Here is a 16082-nt window from a genome sequence, read left to right on the forward strand (position 1 = left end):
CCTCGGCGCGGCGGCACACGATCGCCGCGGACGGAGCGGCCACCCTCCCGTAGGCACAACGGCAAGGGCGGTCCGCGTGTTCCCGCCCCCCTCGCGCCCGGGAGATCCCAATGACGCATGTGACCCCCCAACCCCCGCTGTCCTACGAGGAGTTCCTCGCCCGCGCCACAGCGGACCCGGGCGTCGCCGGCCTCCTGCTGAAGGGCTCGCGCGCCCACGACGGCATGACCACCGAGCACTCCGACCACGACGTGTACGTCATCCTCGCCAGCGGGTCCCCGAGCGAACTCGCGGCCCTCGACGGCCATCGCTCCCCCGGCCTCGACCTCGTCGTCACCACGGTCGACGGCCTGCGTCGGCTTGGCGGCTGGGAGCGGTACGCCCTCGCCCGTGCCCGGGTCCTGGTCGACCGGCTCGACGGGGAGATCGCGGAGATCGTCGCCGCCAAGGCACTCCTGGGCGAGGAGGAGGCGCTCCACGCGGCGACCGGCCCGCTGGACGCCTACGCCAACTCGCTCTACCGGTCCGTCAAGAACGCCCGCGACGGCCATCCGCTCGCCGCCAGGTTGGACGCCGCCGACAGCATGGGGCAGTTGCTGGAGCTGCTGTTCGCACTCGACCGGCGTCCCCGGCCCTATAACAAGTACCTGGTGTGGGAGCTGGAGCGGTTCCCGCTGCCCGGGTGGGAGACCGACGCCCTGCTGGATGCCGTCGGACACATCGCGGCCACGGGTGCAGTGAGTCTCCAGCAGCGGCTGTTCGCGCGGGTCGAGGAGGTGGCACGGCGGGCCGGTCACGGCCCCACGCTCGACGCGTGGGGCGACGACCTACGGCTCATGCGGCCCCGGGAACCCGGCTCCGGAACGGCCGCGTCACCGTCACCCGGTCGATGACGGGTGTACGCGGAACGCTGACCGTGCGGGTTACGCATGACGCCGTCGAGGCCGGGGAGTTCGTCGGCGGTGAAGGTGGCCGTGTTGGCGTCCTGATCGACAGTGACCATTGAGAGTGACGGGGAGTAGATCGCGCCACGAGGACGGCGAGCGGCCCGACGCCGGCCGAGTCACGCCAAAGCCGGCGTGTCAGTGCGGCGGAGAACCACCCGTCCCTTGCCCGCACGCTCGGAGTCACACCCAGCGCCGTGTCCCAGCATCTTCTCTCGGTGCCGGCAGCGTGTGGCCTGGTCGCCCGAGCACGGGTCGGGCGGACAGTGCTGTATGCGCGCAGCGAGCTCGGAGAACGGCTCACCGCGCGCCGGGGATCCCCCGGGGCGCAGCATTGACATGCTGCCGGCTTGAACTCTGAGCCCGGCCACTCATCGACGGACCGCCACCCCTGCAATTGCGTCGGCGGTCGTCGCCCAGCAGCTCACCCGGATCGCCAGCCCGGCGAGTTCGGCCGACCACTCCTTCCCGACAAGGCGGGATGTGGCCGGCACTCACCCGCACTGCCGCACCGGAGGTCAGTCTGTTCGCTCCGGGTCCGTGGTGACCGTGGTCGCGGGGGTCTCGCCGGCCCGAGGCGGCGTATCGACGACGTCATCGTTCTCGGTGCTGTCGCCTTCCTTCTGCCGCCTCTTCAGGGCGAGTTCCCTGGCCATCTTCTCGGAGTACAGCCTCATCTCAGCCTCTGTCCGGTGCTCGAACACTGTTGCCTCCATGCCAGTTCGTAGGGTGCGGCGCGCACGGATGGGGCCGCTGGCGGCCTGCACACGTTCCGCGCTCACGCCACCGTGTGAAGGGATGACCAGATACCCCAAGCTTCTGTGACAGGACCGGTAACGGGGGGGCACTCCAGTCGCGGATCAGGCCGATGTCGCCTCGTCTTCGAACTGGATGGCACTGATCTCCCGGCGGGAAGAGATGCTGAGCTTCGAGAACACCTTGCGGAGGTGCCACTCGACTGTGTGGCGGCTGAGGAACAGCTGGGCGCCGATCTCGGGGTTCGTGAGCCCTTTCCCGGCGAGTCGGGCGATCTGCGTCTCCTGCGGAGTGAGAGCCGTGGGCGTCGCGACCGTGTGGTGGCGAACCTTGGCCCCCGTGGCCTGCAACTCGCCTCGCGCGCGTTCGGCGAACGCTTCCGCCCCGAACCGGCCGAACATCTCGTGGGCGATGTCCAGTTGGGCACGAGCGTCGACGCGGCGGTTCTCGCGGCGCAACCACTCCCCGTACAGCAGATGCCCACGGGCGAGTTCCATGCGGACCCGGGTCCTGTCGAGCCGCTCGATCGCCTCACGGTAGAGCCGCTCCGCGGAGTCGCCCTCGCTGAGCAGCGCCCGCGAGCGCGCTTCCACGCCCAGCGCCCAGTCCGTGCCGCTGGCTCGCGTCGCCTCCGAGAGCCGCTCCAGCGCGTGGGTGGCCGACTCGGGTGAGCCGCTCCGTACGGCCGCCTCGATCAGCTCGACCAGGCCCCACCGCGGCGAGGCGAACTCCCGCTGCTCGGCGGCTGCCTCCCGGGCTGCGGCCAGCGCCTGCTCGTACTGGCCGAGCCCGTTGCAGAGCACCGCCTCGTACCAGCGTGTGACGGTGACAGTGGCCCCCTGGCCACGCGGCACCGCCTCGCCCAGGATCGCGTCGATCAATGTGCGGGCCTCGCCCTCGCGACCACGCCAGACAGCCAGGCCGAGGGGGCCGACACGTCCCGGGCTGCTGATGCCGGTCGCCGCGCACACCGCTGCGGTCTCCTCGATCAGAGCTTCGGCCGTCGCCAATTGTCCGGCGATGAGGTGCACAAATGCGCGGGAGTCGAGGGCGTCGGGGAGAGCGCTGAGCGCTCCGGCCTCGCGGGTGACCGTCACATGACGTGTCGCGGCCGCGTGCCAACGCTCGTCGTCCCACAGATCCGACGCGATGACGGACGCGAGCCACAGCCGGCGCAGCTGCTCCTGTACGGGGAGCCGCTCGTCGCAGAGTGCTTCGAGTGCTCGCTCCATCATCGACGCCGAGGCCGGGTAACCGTCGGCGAGTCGCACGGCGAGGGCGTCCAGCACCATGTCGGACACCTGTGGCTGCCGTGCCGGCGGGGCCTCACGGGCGGCCTCGGCCACCTCCAGCAGTCCTGGGCCGCGCGCCAGGCGGCCGGCGAATATCGCCGCCGCGATGGCGTCCAGGTAGGTCTCACGAGCGAGTGCGACATCGTCGAGCCGACCGAAGCGGCGGGCGGCGGCGAGCAGCAGCTGCGGGGCCTCGCCGCCACGGTTCTGGGCGAACGCGATCCCGGCGCGCAGCACCTCGATCCGCGCGCGGCCCAGTTCGTCGAGGGGTCCGGCCGCCGCCGTGGCGAGGAGGGTGGCAGCCGGCTCGAACGCCCCGGCGTGGAGTTTGGCCTGTGCTGCGTCCACCGCGCGCTGTGCGCGTCGCGCGGGATTCTGTGTCAGCGCGGTCGCACGCTGGAGGAACGCGGCGGCCTCAGCGATACCGCCGCGTGCGTGGGCTCGGCCCGCGGAGCGCTCCAGTTCGGCTGCCACCGTCTCGTCGGGGCCCGAGGCGGCCTCGGCCAGGTGCCAGGCCCGGCGGTCGGGGTCGAGCCGGGCATCGGTGGCGTCGGCCAGCGCTTTGTGCACCTCTCGGCGTTCGCTCGGGTCCGCCGCTCGATAGGCAGCCGAGCGCACCAGGGGGTGCCGGAACCGCACCCGGGTGCCGAGGGTGATCAGGTCCGCCGCGCCTGCGTGCGACACGGCCGTGTCGGCGTCGATCCCGAGGTGCCCGGCCGCATGCCTCAGCAGTGTGACGTCGCCCAGCGGTTCCGCGGCGGCGATGAACAGAAGGCGTCGGGTCTCGGACGGGAGGGCCTGCACGCGGCGGAGGAAGCCCTGCTCGATCTGGCTCGACAACGGCCATGCGTCCGGACGCTCGAACCCTCCGGCCATCTCCGCCGCGGTCAACCCCCGCGGCAGCTCGAGCAGGGCGAGCGGGTTGCCGCGTGACTCGGCGACTATGCGGTCGCGCACCCGTTCGTCCAGCGGACCGGTGACAACCGAGTCGAGCAGCGTCCGGGAGTCGCGCTCGGTCAGTCCCGTGAGGGACAGCTCGGGAAGGCTGCCAAGAGTATGGCCGGTACTGGGTTCACGAACGGCGAAGACGAGCACAACCGATTCTGCGAGCAGTCGGCGGGCCACGAACTCCAAGGTCAGCGCGGACGCCTTGTCCAGCCACTGTGCGTCGTCGACGACACAGACCAGCGGCTGGTCACCTCCGGCGTCCGCGAGGAGACTCAGCGTGGCCAGACCCACGAGGAACCGGTCGGGCGCGGCGCCGGCGCGCAGACCGAAGGACGTGCCGAGCGCATCACGCTGAGGCTCGGGCAGCTGGTCGAGCCCGGTGAGCAGAGGAGCGCAGAGCTGGTGCAGGCCGGCGTAGGAGAGTTCCATCTCGGACTGGACGCCGGCCGCTCTGATGGTGCGACATCCGGTCGCACGACCGAGGAGATGTCCCAGCAGCTCGGTCTTGCCGATCCCGGGCTCACCGCGCAGGACCAGGACACCGCTGCGCCCGGCTCTGGCGCCTGCCACGAGATCGTCGAGAGCCTTGCATTCGTTCTCCCTGCCGAGGAGCCGGGCCCGTGAAACGCGCCTCGCCATGGCAGCTCCCTTGTCAGGAATGTTCGCTGGGTATGGTATCCGTCCGCTGATCGCCGCGCCCATGGTCGGTGCCCGTCCGGGCAGGGGCGACTACGTGTGGTCAGCCGGCGCCGGCACCAGACGAGTCGCTCGCCGGGTGTCCGTCCTGGAGTGCGGCGAGCGCGGCGGCGAGCTTGCCCCGGCTGGTGATGCCGAGGCGGGGATAGATGCGGTACAGGTGGGCTCCGACGGTGCGGTGCGAGATGAACAGGCGCTGGCCGATCTCCCGGTTGCTCAGTCCCTGCGACGCGAGCACCGCGATCTGCATCTCCTGGGCCGACAGCCGGTCGCTGGTGTTCGCATGCCGTCGACCGCTCGACTCGCCGGCGGCACGCAACTGCTCGCGAGCCATCTCGGCCCAGGGCCGCGCGCCGGCCCGGTCGAACTCGTCGCGGGCGCTACGCAGCGGATACCGGGCGTCGACGTTGTGCCGTTGCCGACGGAGCCGACGGCCGTGGTGCAGGTGCAGCCGGGCCCGCGACAGGGCCCAGCCGGCGGGCAACGCGGCCAGTGCCGCGGCGTAGTGCTCCTCCGCCGTGTCGTCCGGCGCCAGCACCGCCTCGGTGTAGACGTGGGCCACGACCATCATCTCCGAGGGCAGTCGGGCGGCCAACTCGGGGAGTCCGTCGAGTAGTTCCCTGGCCCGCTGCACGGTGCCCGCGGCCACTGCGGCGTCCGCCAGGTCCGGTGCGAGCAGCCAGCGGCTGACCGAGTGGTAGTGCGGGTCCGCCGGATCGAACGCGCGCGCGAGTGCGTCGTACGCCTCGGCCGCGCGGCCGTCGAAGAGCGCGAGCAGGCCCTCTACCTGCTGCGCCATGACGGCGGCGAAAGGCATGCCGGGGAACAACCGGTGGGCGCGCAGTTCGCCGAGCATCCGCTCCGCGTCCTCGGTCTCCCCGCGCAGCGCCGCCACCAGACTCCCTGTCGCCTTCACCCCCAGCCAGACGATCCACTCCCCCGTCTCCTCGGCCAGCGCGAGTCCCTCGCCGGACTCCTCGCGGGCCCGATCGAGCTGACCGAGGTACACCCGCGGCCAACTACCCGCAAGGGACCGGGCGAGCAGCCCGAGCCTGCCCTGCGACCGCCACGCCGTGGCCGCCAGCGACAGGTACCGGGCGGCGAGGGTGGCGTCGCCCAGGACCATCGCGCCGCTGCCGAGGAAATGCATGATCCGGCCGTCCAGACGGTCCGGCCGGAGGCCGCCGAGCCGTGCGATCACCTCGGCGCCGTACCGAAAGGGTTCCGTGTACGCCCGTACCGTCAGCACGACGGGAGCGTCCGGATCGGGGTTCCATCGGTCCAGCTCGGCCGCGGCCAGCGTGCGCACCCGGGCGTCGCCGTCCTGGAAGAAGCACCGGGCGGCCGCCCGCCACAGCAGGTTCTCGGCGACCTGCACGCCGCCTGCGTCGAACGCGCCGGCCGCTGTGGTCACCATGTCCTCGATCCGGCGGTGCGGCTCGTCGGGTTCGAACGCCGCCTTGTCGGAGACGACCATGAGGCGGGCCCGCTCCAGCGGGCCGAGTTCGCTCATGTCGGCCCGGTCCAGCAACAGCTGGGTGTGCACCCGGTCGTTGATCTCGCTGGCCGACTCGACCGCCCGGACCAGGATTTCGGTCCTGCGGCGAGGGTCCTGGACGAGCTCGGCCGCCTGGCGCAGGGCCGGCACGGCGGAGGCCACCTTGCCCCGGGCGAGCGCGGTGTCGGCGAAACGTTCCAGCTTGGCGGCGAGTTCCTCGTCCGGGCCGAGCGTCGCGGCCGCCAGGTGGAGAAGCCGGCGCTCGGGGGTGTCGGCCATGGCCACGGCGATGGCGCGGTGGGTGGCCAGCCGGTCGGCGACCGTGGCACGGGTGTAGATCGCCGAGCGCATCAGCGGATGCCGGAACTCGAGGCTCCGGCCGACCAGACCGACCAGGCCCGCGTCGACCGCCTCCTGCACCGCGTCCACGGAAACCGTCGTGTCCGTCAGACGACTCGACACGTCCAGCAGCCGGCTCAGTGGTGCGCTGGGCTCGGTGGCCAGGGCCAGCAGGAGCGTTCGGCACTCCGGACTCGCCGAGTCCGTACGCGCGGCGAACGCGTCCTCCAGTCGCTGGGTCAGCGGCAGATCGTCCAGCTGCGGTCCGATGTCCTGCACCGTCTTGGGCAGCTCGACCAGGGCCAGCGGGTTGCCCGCGGCGCGCTCCAGGATGAGGGCCCGCAGCGGCGCCGACAGGTCCGGTGCACCCGCGTCGAGCAGTTCGGCGGCGGCGGACCGGCCGAGCGGTTGCAGATGGAGGTCCGGCTGCGCGCTCGGGGCGTAGGAGTCGGGAGAGTGAACCCGGGACGCCGCCACGATCAGTACGGGAAGATCGCGGGTGCGTCGGACGACGAATCTGAGGACGTCCCGGCTCGGCGAATCGATCCACTGCAGGTCGTCGACGAGCAGCAGGAGCGGTTGCCGGTCGGCCTCGTCGGTGAGCAGTTCGAGCACGGCGAGCGCGACCCGAAAAATATGTGGCTCGGTCTGGGTGGCGCTGAAGGCGTCGACCAGCGCGGTGCGGTGCGGAGACGGCAGCTTCCCGATGCCGTCGGCGGCCGGTTGCAGCAGCAGTTGCAGAGCCGCGAACGGCAGCCACAGCTCGGTCTCCACACCGGCTGCGCTCAGCACCTTGAAACCGCCCTCGGTGCCCTCGGCACCGACCGAGCGCAGCAGAGCCGACTTACCGACACCGGCGGTGCCGTGGATCAACAGCGCACTGCCGCGTCCGTCCGCCGCGTCCGCCAGCAGCCCGCGCAGGATGCGCAGCTCCGCGTCCCGGCCGATCATCGCGCGGGGGCTCGGTTCGGCCTCTGGAGGGCCCCGGCTGCTGTGCTGAACATGTGCGGCTTCCTCAGTGCAGGGAGTCACGTCGCACCACATCCTAACCGTGGCCCCCTACACCCTCGGCGCGATCGCACCATCGGTAGAACGACTCAAGTCTCGTCTGCGCCGCGGCGCCGAAGCCCGGATCCGAAGGCGGTCACCCGACGGAACCGGAGCTCACGGCCGACGGCGGCCCGATGCGGATGAGCGTCTCCCGTGTCTCCTCGGTCAGACCGCCCCAGATCCCATGCCGCTCCCGGTTGTCGAGCGCGTACCGGCGGCACGGAATCCGCACCGGGCACCGATCGCAGATCATCAGTGCCCGTCGGACGGTCGCCAGGTCGCCCGGAGCGGGAAAGAAGGTCTTCATGTCGGCACCACGGCACGCTGCGGCCGGCCACCCTCCGACCGCCGGGCTGACGGGAAGGACACGGTTGTTCATCAGGGGCGTACGAGACTCTGTCATCCCATCTCCTCCAGCTTCTTGCCGTTGGTCTCGCGCACCCTGACGGCGACGAAGACGAAGGAGAGCACGGCGAAGCCCGCGTAGACGGCGTAGGTGGACGACAGGTTCCAGTCCGACATGCGGGGGAAGCTCTCGGTGACGGCCCAGTTGGCGATCCAGTTCGCGGCAGTCGCCACCGACATCGCGGCCGCGCGGATACGCAGCGGGAACATCTCACCGACCATCACCCAGAGCACCACACCCCAGGAGACCGCGAAGAAGAACACGAAGGCGTGGGCGGCGACCAGCGCCACGGCACCCTGGGCGTCCGGGATGGACAGACTGCCGCCGCTGCCCGTCTTGTACGAGAAAGCCCAGGACGCGAAGGCCAGCGACACGGCCATGCCGGCCGATCCGGTCAGCGCGAGCGGTTTCCGGCCGACCCGGTCGATCAGCAGCATCGCCACGACGGTACCGACGATGTTGACGATCGATGTGGACAGGCTGATCAGAAGGGAGTTGGCCTGGTCGATACCCACCGACTGCCACAGCAACGACGAGTAGTAGAAGATGACGTTGATGCCGACGAGTTGCTGGAAGACGGCCAGCCCGATGCCGACCCACACGATCGGCAGGAGCCCGAAGCGGCCGTCGAGCAGATCGCGTACCCGCGGCTTGTGATCGGTCTTGAGAGCATGCTGGATCTCGGCGATCCGCTCCTCCGAGCCCGCGTACGTGCCCTGCAGGTCGCGCAGCGCGGCGAGGGCCTGGGCCTCGCGGCCCCTTGCGACGAGGAAGTGCGGCGACTCCGGGATGTGCAGGGTGAGGAACAGGTAGGCGAGCGCCGGTACGACCGCGGCCATGAGCATCCACTGCCAGGCATGCAGGGCACCCAGCGCGTTCTCGCTCTTGCCGTCGGCCCCTTGGGCGATGCCCCAGTTGACAAGCTGGGAGGCGGTGATGCCGAGCACGATGGCCGCCTGTTGGAACGAGGCGAGCCGCCCGCGGTGGTCGGGCGGCGCGACCTCGGCAATATAGGTGGGCCCGATCAGCGAGGCAAGGCCGATCGCCATACCTCCGACGATGCGCCAGGCGCCCAGGTCCCAGACGGAGAAGGGCATGGACGAGCCGAGCGCGCTGATCGCGAAGAGAACCGCGGCGAGGTGCATCACGCGCCGACGGCCGATGCGGTCGGCGAGACGTCCGGCGACGGCCGCTCCGAACGCGGAACCGAGCAGAGCGGAGGCGACGATGGTGCCCGTCTCGCTGGAGGTGACAGCGAATCGGTGCTGGATTCCGGTGACGGCGCCGTTGATGACGGCGCTGTCGTAGCCGAACAGGAAGCCGCCGGTCGACGCGGCCGCGGAGATGTAGGTGACGCGCCGTAGGTTGGACGGGCGGAGAGCGGCCCTCGAGTGGGCCCGCCCCGCGGAAGAGGCGTTCGCGGTCATGGACAAGGACTCCTTCACAGGACCTGGTACGCACCGGCGCAGGCGGGAACTTCCGGCCGGGCGGGCGTACCCGTCGTAGCGGACGTGGATCGGATGGACGACTGCGCTGATGACCGGGCACCGGTCGGCGAGCACGCCGCCGCTCAGACGCCGAACGCCGGGGCTGAGAGCAGTTCGTGGAGGCGGGCGAGGTTCGCCGCGCCGACGAGGCCGGCGTCCGATCCCACGGTGGCGGTGCGGACCTCGGCGTAGACGCGGTGCTCGCCGCCGCCGAGGGCCCGACGGTAGGACCTCTCGGCCGGACGCCTGATCAGCTCGCCGGTGTCGCCGAGGCCACCGCCGATGACGAGGACGGACGGGTCGAGGATGGAGGCGAGGTCGGCGAGTGCCTGGCCCAGCCAGCGGCCCGACTGCGCGAACACCTCGAGGGAGAAAGGGTCGCCGCTGAGGGCGGCCTTGGTCACATGGTGCCCGTCAAGGCCGCCGGGGGTGCCGTCGCCCAGCGCGAGCACCACCGCGGCTCGTGCCGGATCGGCCGCCGCCTTCTCGCGGGCGCGGCGGGTGTGGGCCGCTCCGCTGGCGTACTGCTCCATGCAGCCGTGCTGGCCGCAGGGGCAGGGCAGCCCGTCGGGCACCGCCCGGTAGTGGCCGATCTCGCCGGCCATGCCGTAGCGGCCGCGGAAGAGCCGGCCCCTGCTGATGATGCCGCCGCCCAGGCCGGTGCCCGCCATGACCATCACCATGTCGTCGTGCCCGGCCCCGGCTCCATGGATGAACTCGCCCCAAGCGGCGGCGTTCGCGTCGTTCTCGACGACGACCGGAAGCCCGGTGGCCTCCTGGACGATGTCCCGGATCTCCTTGTCGTGCCAGCCCAGGTTGGGTGCGAAACGCACCGTCGAGCGGTCCGCGTCCACGTATCCGGCTGCTCCGACGCCGACCGCCCGGACGTCGTCCCAGCCCGTGCGGACCTGCTGGACCGCCTCGGCGATCGCCCCGGCGATCCGGTCCGGGTCGTGCGGGGTGGCGACGCGCACCCGGGAGACGACCTCGCCGCCGGGGTCGACCGTCCCGGCGGCGATCTTCGTGCCGCCGAGATCGACGCCGACGGTCAGACCGCCGTTCTGCTCGTTCATGCGGCACCGCCCCCGCCGTCGATCCGACGGTGCGCGTGCCGACGTCTGTGTCCGCCTGATCGCTGCAGGCTGACGGGACCGTGAGACATGGTGTGGCTCCTGACGTTGTGATTCCGTGTGAAAGAGGGGGGAAGTCGGCTCGTCACCGGCCGGAACAACCGGCATGGCGGCTTCGGCACCCCGGCGGCGGCGGTTCATCGCCGGTCCGCCTACCGGCTCAGCTTCCGTAATCCGGTGGCGAGTTGCATGAGTCATTCGACTGTGTCCGGCGTTTTCGCTCGCTGTGTCACACATCCGGGCCGTGCGTTGTCTTCTAAGCGAACCAAGTCGGATCGACCGGAGGTGTGCCACGGTGTTGGACAAGGAATCGATGAGCGGAGCCGACGAGCACGGGAGCCAGGACGGGACCGGGCCCAGGATGCTGGCGGACGTCAAGCCGCCCTTCGTGCCGGAGGGTGCTTCGGCGATGACCGTGGTGGTCGAGTGGCCTCCGGGACACCCCGGGACGCCGCCGCACCGGCACTCGGGGCCGTGTTTCGGCTACGTCACCGAAGGCGCCGTCCGGTGGGAACTCGAGGGCGAGCCCGAGCGGGTCATCAAGGCCGGTGAGACTTTCTGGGAGCCGGGCGGCGACGTGATCCACTACCAGAACGGCAACGCCCTGTCGGACACGCCGGCCAAGTACGTCGTCATCATGCTGTGCGCGCCCGGCCGGCCGATGCTCACGCTGGTCGAAGAGGAGGAGCTGTCGAAACGGGCCCACCTGCGAGCCCCGCGGCCCGCCGCCGACTGAACCACGGCCCGGGGACGAGAGTCCGCCACGTCAGATCTCGAAGGAGGCCGCTGTGGCCGGTCATGGGTCGGCGCCGCGCGGCACGACCGAGGCGCTGGTAGGACGCGACCGGGAACTGCAGTTGCTTCGGTCGTACGTCGACCAGGTGCTCGGGCGCGGTGGGGTGCTGTTGCTGTCCGGGGAGCCGGGGGTCGGCAAGTCCGTGCTTCTGGATGCCGCGGCGACGGCGGCGACGGCGGCCGGTGCGCTGGTCCTGCACTCCGACGGGGTCGAGTTCCTCGCGGATGTGAGCTTCGCCGGACTGAACCACGTACTCGAACCCTTGCTGCACGAGTACGACGGGCTCGACCCGGTGCACCGCGAGGCTCTGACCGTGGCGCTGGGCGCGGGTGACGGTGCCCCGGTGGATCGGCTGGTTCTCTACGGGGCCGTACTGGCGCTGCTCCGCCGGGCGGCGCGCAGCCGTCCCGTTCTGCTGGTCATCGACGACCTGCAATGGGTCGACCGGGCGAGCGCCGCGGCGCTCGCGTTCGTCGCCCGGCGGCTGACCGGGAGCCGCGTGGGCCTTCTCGCAGCCTCGCGGCCGGGGTTCGAGAGTTTCTTCGAACGCGCGGGGCTTCCCGAGCTCACCGTGTCTCCACTGGACGACAGTGCGGCAGCCGCCCTGGTCGGCATCCACTTCCCGCTGCTCGCCGGGCAGGAGTTGCGTCGGGTCCTCACGCAGGCGCAGGGCAACCCGCTGGCACTGCTGGAACTGCCGGCCGCGCTCGGCGACTCGCGAGCCGGCGCGGGAGTGCTGCCGTCCGAGGTGCTCCCGCTCAGCCGTCGACTGCGGGACCTGTACGGCTCCCGCGTCGCGGAGATGCCGGCCCCCACCCGTCGGCTGCTCCTCCTGGCCGCGCTGGAGGGCGGCGGCGACCTGTCGGTCCTGCGCGCCGCCGCCCCCAGCGAGGACGTACTGGCCCTTCTCGCTCCCGCGGAGCGGGCACAGCTGCTACGGATCGAACACCGAGGACTGGGGCGGCTGTCCTTCCACCATCCGCTGATCCGCGCGACCGTCGTGTCGGGCGCGACCAGCGGTCAGCGCCTTGACGCCCACCAGGTTCTGGCCAAAGCGCTGACCTGCAAACCCGATCGCCGGGCCTGGCACCTTGCTGAGGCCACACCCGATCCTGACGAGCAGGTTGCCGCGCTCCTGGAGGCCACCGCACACCGGGCCCGCCGGCGCGGCGACGCCGTCGGCGCCTTCAACGCGCTGGTGCGGTCCGCCGACCTCACTCCCGGCCCCGCGGACCGCGGCAGACGGCTCGCCGAAGCCGCTTTCGTGGGCGCGGACGTCGCCGGAGAACTGCGCACCGCGGCCGAACTGCTCGTGGAGGCCCGGCGTGCCGACCCGGAACTGCGGGGATCGCTGCGGGCGGCGGCCGCGGCCTCCCAGGTGCTGCTCAACCGTGACGGTGATGTCAACACCGCGCACCGGTTGCTGGTCGGTGCGATCACGACCCGCGACGGCAGGTCCGACGGCGACGACGAGGCGCTCTTCGAGGCGCTGTGCACCCTGCGCAGGGTGTGCCTGTGCGCGGGCAGACCCGAGTTCTGGGACGCCTACCAGGCCGCCATGTCGCAGCTGACCGTGCCGATGCCTCCCCTCCAGGAACTCCTCGGCGACGTCTACTCCGACCCGGCACGCTCCTCCCCGGCAGCCCTCGGCCTGCTCGACGCCGTCATCCACGACCTGCACCGGGAGACCGACCCGAGCCGGATCGAACGGGTCGCGATGGCGGCGCTGTTCGTGGACCGGGCGACCGGGTGCCGTGCGGCGCTCTGGCCCGTCGTCGAGGACGGGCGGGAAGGCGGCGCGGTCACGTCGGCGCTCATCGCGCTCGTCGTGCTGTGTCTCGACGACTTCCTGACGGGTCGATGGGACGAGTGCGGCTCTCTCTCGGAGGAGGGGCTGGCCGTGTGCGAGGCCCACGGCTATCAGATGCTGGCCCAGCAGTTCCACCGGGTCCAGGGCCTGCTGGCCGCGGCGCGGGGCGACGACGACACGGTGCGGGAGCTGGCACAGAGGATCACGGAGTGGGCGGTACCCCGCGGCGCCCGGACCGTCGAGCACTTCGCACGGCACATGACGGCGCTGGCGGCCCTGGGACGCGGTGACCACGACGACGCCTACTTCGACGCCTCGGCGATCAGCCCTTCAGGCATGCTGGCCCCCCATGCCCCGCTGGCTCTGTGGGTTCCCATGGACCTCGTGGAGGCCGCCGTGCGCAGCGGACGCCGAGCCGAGGCACTCGCCCATGTCGCCGCGATGCGGCAGACAGGCCTGCCCGGCATCTCCGGCCGCCTGGCACTGGTCACCGCCGGTTCGGCCGCGATCGCCGCCCCCGAGGACCGGGCCGCCGACGCCTTCGAGGAAGCGCTCGCCGTTCCCGGTGCCGAGCGCTGGCCCTTCGACCTCGCCCGGGTCCGCCTCGCATACGGACAGCACCTGCGTCGCGCACGGGCCGCCCAGGATGCCCGGACGCACCTCGCCGCCGCCCTCAAGACCTTCCGCCGTCTCGGGGCCGCCCCCTGGGCCGCGCGGGCGGCCGAAGAGCTGCGGGCCACCGGCCGTCACGCCACCTGGGGGGCCCACCAGGACCTGGGGGCCGGCCCGCTCACGGAGCTGGAACACCAGATCGCCGCACTCGCCGCGACCGGGCTGAGCAACAAGCAGATCGGCGAACGTCTGTTCTTCTCCCACCGCACCGTGGGCGCCCATCTGCACCGGATCTTCCGGAAGCTCGGCATCACCTCGCGTGTCACCCTCGGCGAGGCCCTCGCCGCACTGCCGCCTCAGCACTCCCGGGCGGAACGGTCTCCCACCTCTTCGCAGACCTAGATGTACCGTCTCACGGCATTGGTTCCTCGCTGTCAAGCTTGGCGGGCGTAGGACGCGAGGCGATCGGCGAGCTCGATGACGAGGTCGCGCAGTTCAGCGGGGCGCTCGATGACGAACGGCCGGGCGAGTGAGGCGAGTACGGGAGGCAACCAGTCCAGCCGCTCCGCCCTCAGCTCGACGCGCAGCCAGCGCTCGGTCGCCCGGTCCCCGCCTGCCGCGGGCTCGTGCTCCTCCAGGCTCGCGACACTGGCGGGAAGGTGGGCGCGGATCTGCTCGACCGTTCCGTGGATCCGCAAGGTCACCTCATGCTGGTACTCGGCCGTGGCGAACCCTGACAACACGCGCTCTGCCGGACCGGGGCCCGTCGGCGCTTCGAACGAGCCGGGCAGGGTCCGCGCGTCTGCGATGCGATCGAGCCGGAAGGTTCGGTCCTCGCCGATCCGGGCGTCCTTGCCCGTGACGTACCACCGGCCCGCATGGGCGACGATCCCGTATGCGTGCAGTGTGCGTTCGCTGCGCCGTCCGTCGCGGTCGCGGTAGCGGTCGCGGTAGCGGATCGAGACCGGTCGGCGGTGGCGCACCGCATCGGCGAGGGTGAGCAGGACCCCGGCTTCCGGGGTGTCGAACTCTCCGGGCTGGTCCGTGAAGTCGAGGGATTCCAGGAGTGTGTCGAGCCGACGGGCGAGGGGCTTGGGCAGCACCCGCCGGATCTTGGCCGATGCCGTCTCGTTCGCCGTGTGCTGCGTCGTCGTCAGCCCTGCCCGGCGGCCGGCGACCAGGCCGAGCAGCACGGCCAGCGCCTCGTCGTCGCTGAGCATGAGCGGAGGCAAGCGGTACCCGGGGGCGAGCCGGTACCCGCCGTAGCGGCCGCGCACCGATTCCACGGGCACGTCGAGGTCGATCAGCTGGTCCACATACCGCCGCACGGTGCGCCCTTCGACGCCGAGCCGGCCGGCTAGTTCGGCCACTGTCCGGATGCCGCCCGACTGCAGCAGCTCCAGGAGTGTCAGCACGCGGCCAGTGGGTCGGGGCATATCCACAACCTAACGCAAATACAGGACCGATTCTGTCCACTATTCCTCCTAGCCTGCGCAGTGCACGCCTTCAGCACAGCCAAGGAGATCCCCATGGACTTCGTCTCGATCCGCATCATCACCAGCGACGTGGCGCGCCTCGTCGACTTCTACGAGCGAGCCACAGGAGTGCGGGCGACGTGGGCCACCGAGGACTTCGCCGAACTCAAGACCCCGGGCGCCACCCTCGCGATCGCCGGCACCCGCACCGTCCCGCTGTTCGCCCCGGGCTCTGCCCGCCCGGCGGACAACCACAGCGTGATCACCGAGTTCCTCGTCGACGACGTGGACAGCGTTCACCAGAACCTGACCGGCTTCGTCACCGACTTCGTCAACGAGCCCACCACGATGCCCTGGGGCAACCGGTCGCTCCTGTTCCGTGACCCCGACGGCAACCTCGTCAACTTCTTCACCCCCGTCACCCCAGCGGCTATCGAAAAGTTCGCACGCTGACGCCACGCGCAGCCCAGGAGCGCCACCAGCAGGGGGCACCGGAACGCACCGCTGCCCCTCGAAGGACGTCTGCGCTTGTGTCTGCGGATCGACGCCGGACGTCCGATCGCGCACGTGGCTGCGGAAGCCTGGATCTCCCGTCGCTGCCCGGCCAAGTGGTGCGCCCGCCGGCGGGCGCACGGTGAGAACGGACTGCTCGGCCACTCCTCCCGCCCCGCCACCAGGCCTGCAGCGGCTGCACGGCGTCACACTCGCGTCGGCGACCGTTCACCGCAACCCGGTGAGGCGAGGACTCAACCCGCTCGGGGACCTCGATCTACCAACTGGCGAGCAGCTGCGCGGGGGGCCCGGCACCGGCAAAGTCGGATACACGTACCAGCATTCGGCGCT

General features: G+C 71.3%; 11 protein-coding genes and 1 pseudogene. 5 read left to right on the forward strand and 7 right to left on the reverse strand.

The window, feature by feature from the left end; genetic code table 11:
* Positions 1 to 119 precede the first annotated feature (119 nt).
* Positions 120 to 893, forward strand: coding sequence for a hypothetical protein (locus AQJ46_RS00850; RefSeq protein ID WP_059204359.1), 774 nt, complete (start codon positions 120 to 122; stop codon positions 891 to 893).
* A gap of 569 nt (positions 894 to 1462) precedes the next feature.
* On the opposite strand, the gene AQJ46_RS00855 is transcribed toward AQJ46_RS00850, so the two are convergent.
* From AQJ46_RS00855 to AQJ46_RS00880, 6 genes are all read right to left on the reverse strand, one after another.
* The gene (locus AQJ46_RS00855; RefSeq protein WP_159063970.1) at positions 1463 to 1660 is read right to left on the reverse strand and encodes a hypothetical protein; all 198 of its coding nucleotides are present in this window, start codon (positions 1658 to 1660) and stop codon (positions 1463 to 1465) included.
* Positions 1661 to 1804: 144 nt separating this feature from the next.
* Positions 1805 to 4579 (reverse strand): helix-turn-helix transcriptional regulator, encoded by a 2775-nt coding sequence (locus tag AQJ46_RS00860; protein WP_059203713.1) that lies wholly within the window; start codon positions 4577 to 4579, stop codon positions 1805 to 1807.
* Positions 4580 to 4679: 100 nt separating this feature from the next.
* The gene (locus tag AQJ46_RS00865; RefSeq protein WP_059203714.1) at positions 4680 to 7424 is read right to left on the reverse strand and encodes an ATP-binding protein; all 2745 of its coding nucleotides are present in this window, start codon (positions 7422 to 7424) and stop codon (positions 4680 to 4682) included.
* Positions 7425 to 7617: 193 nt separating this feature from the next.
* Entirely contained in the window at positions 7618 to 7926 is a 309-nt protein-coding gene (locus tag AQJ46_RS00870; RefSeq protein WP_318656706.1) for a WhiB family transcriptional regulator, read from the reverse strand.
* Positions 7923 to 9356, reverse strand: a complete 1434-nt coding sequence (locus tag AQJ46_RS00875; RefSeq protein ID WP_079072054.1) for a sugar porter family MFS transporter — start codon at positions 9354 to 9356, stop codon at positions 7923 to 7925. Before AQJ46_RS00875 ends, AQJ46_RS00870 begins: the two co-directional genes overlap by 4 nt.
* Positions 9357 to 9499: 143 nt before the next feature.
* On the reverse strand, positions 9500 to 10489 hold the full coding sequence (locus tag AQJ46_RS00880) for an ROK family glucokinase (protein ID WP_059203716.1): 990 nt from the start codon (positions 10487 to 10489) through the stop codon (positions 9500 to 9502).
* Between the two features lie 370 nt (positions 10490 to 10859).
* Between AQJ46_RS00880 and AQJ46_RS00885 the strand changes: the two genes are divergently transcribed.
* Positions 10860 to 11282 (forward strand): cupin domain-containing protein, encoded by a 423-nt coding sequence (locus tag AQJ46_RS00885; protein ID WP_059203717.1) that lies wholly within the window; start codon positions 10860 to 10862, stop codon positions 11280 to 11282.
* Between the two features lie 52 nt (positions 11283 to 11334).
* Positions 11335 to 14166: a helix-turn-helix transcriptional regulator gene (locus AQJ46_RS00890; protein ID WP_059203718.1), complete on the forward strand. Its 2832-nt coding sequence runs from the start codon at positions 11335 to 11337 to the stop codon at positions 14164 to 14166.
* 32 nt (positions 14167 to 14198) lie between these two features.
* Here AQJ46_RS00890 and AQJ46_RS00895 read toward each other — a convergent pair whose 3' ends face one another.
* Complete coding sequence (locus AQJ46_RS00895) at positions 14199 to 15200, reverse strand: helix-turn-helix transcriptional regulator (RefSeq protein ID WP_059203719.1); 1002 nt, start codon at positions 15198 to 15200, stop codon at positions 14199 to 14201.
* Between the two features lie 93 nt (positions 15201 to 15293).
* On the opposite strand from AQJ46_RS00895, the gene AQJ46_RS00900 reads away from it, so the two are divergent.
* Entirely contained in the window at positions 15294 to 15692 is a 399-nt protein-coding gene (locus tag AQJ46_RS00900) for a VOC family protein (RefSeq protein ID WP_059203720.1), read from the forward strand.
* A 114-nt stretch (positions 15693 to 15806) separates the two neighbouring features.
* Positions 15807 to 15923 (forward strand): annotated as a pseudogene (locus tag AQJ46_RS58935) (leucine zipper domain-containing protein); the annotation flags it as partial.
* Between the last annotated feature and the right edge of the window lie 159 nt (positions 15924 to 16082).

It is taken from the genome of Streptomyces canus, from assembly GCF_001514145.1.
Taxonomy (GTDB): Bacteria; Actinomycetota; Actinomycetes; order Streptomycetales; family Streptomycetaceae; genus Streptomyces; species Streptomyces canus.

Coding starts and splice junctions, on each gene's coding strand:
- AQJ46_RS00875 (WP_079072054.1), bottom strand. CDS start 9,356: ATGACCGCGAACGCCTCTTCCGCGGGGCGGGCCCACTCGAGGGCCGCT.
- AQJ46_RS00855 (WP_159063970.1), bottom strand. CDS start 1,660: ATGGAGGCAACAGTGTTCGAGCACCGGACAGAGGCTGAGATGAGGCTG.
- AQJ46_RS00900 (WP_059203720.1), top strand. CDS start 15,294: ATGGACTTCGTCTCGATCCGCATCATCACCAGCGACGTGGCGCGCCTC.
- AQJ46_RS00860 (WP_059203713.1), bottom strand. CDS start 4,579: ATGGCGAGGCGCGTTTCACGGGCCCGGCTCCTCGGCAGGGAGAACGAA.
- AQJ46_RS00865 (WP_059203714.1), bottom strand. CDS start 7,424: ATGATCGGCCGGGACGCGGAGCTGCGCATCCTGCGCGGGCTGCTGGCG.
- AQJ46_RS00870 (WP_318656706.1), bottom strand. CDS start 7,926: ATGACAGAGTCTCGTACGCCCCTGATGAACAACCGTGTCCTTCCCGTC.
- AQJ46_RS00885 (WP_059203717.1), top strand. CDS start 10,860: ATGAGCGGAGCCGACGAGCACGGGAGCCAGGACGGGACCGGGCCCAGG.
- AQJ46_RS00880 (WP_059203716.1), bottom strand. CDS start 10,489: ATGAACGAGCAGAACGGCGGTCTGACCGTCGGCGTCGATCTCGGCGGC.
- AQJ46_RS00895 (WP_059203719.1), bottom strand. CDS start 15,200: ATGCCCCGACCCACTGGCCGCGTGCTGACACTCCTGGAGCTGCTGCAG.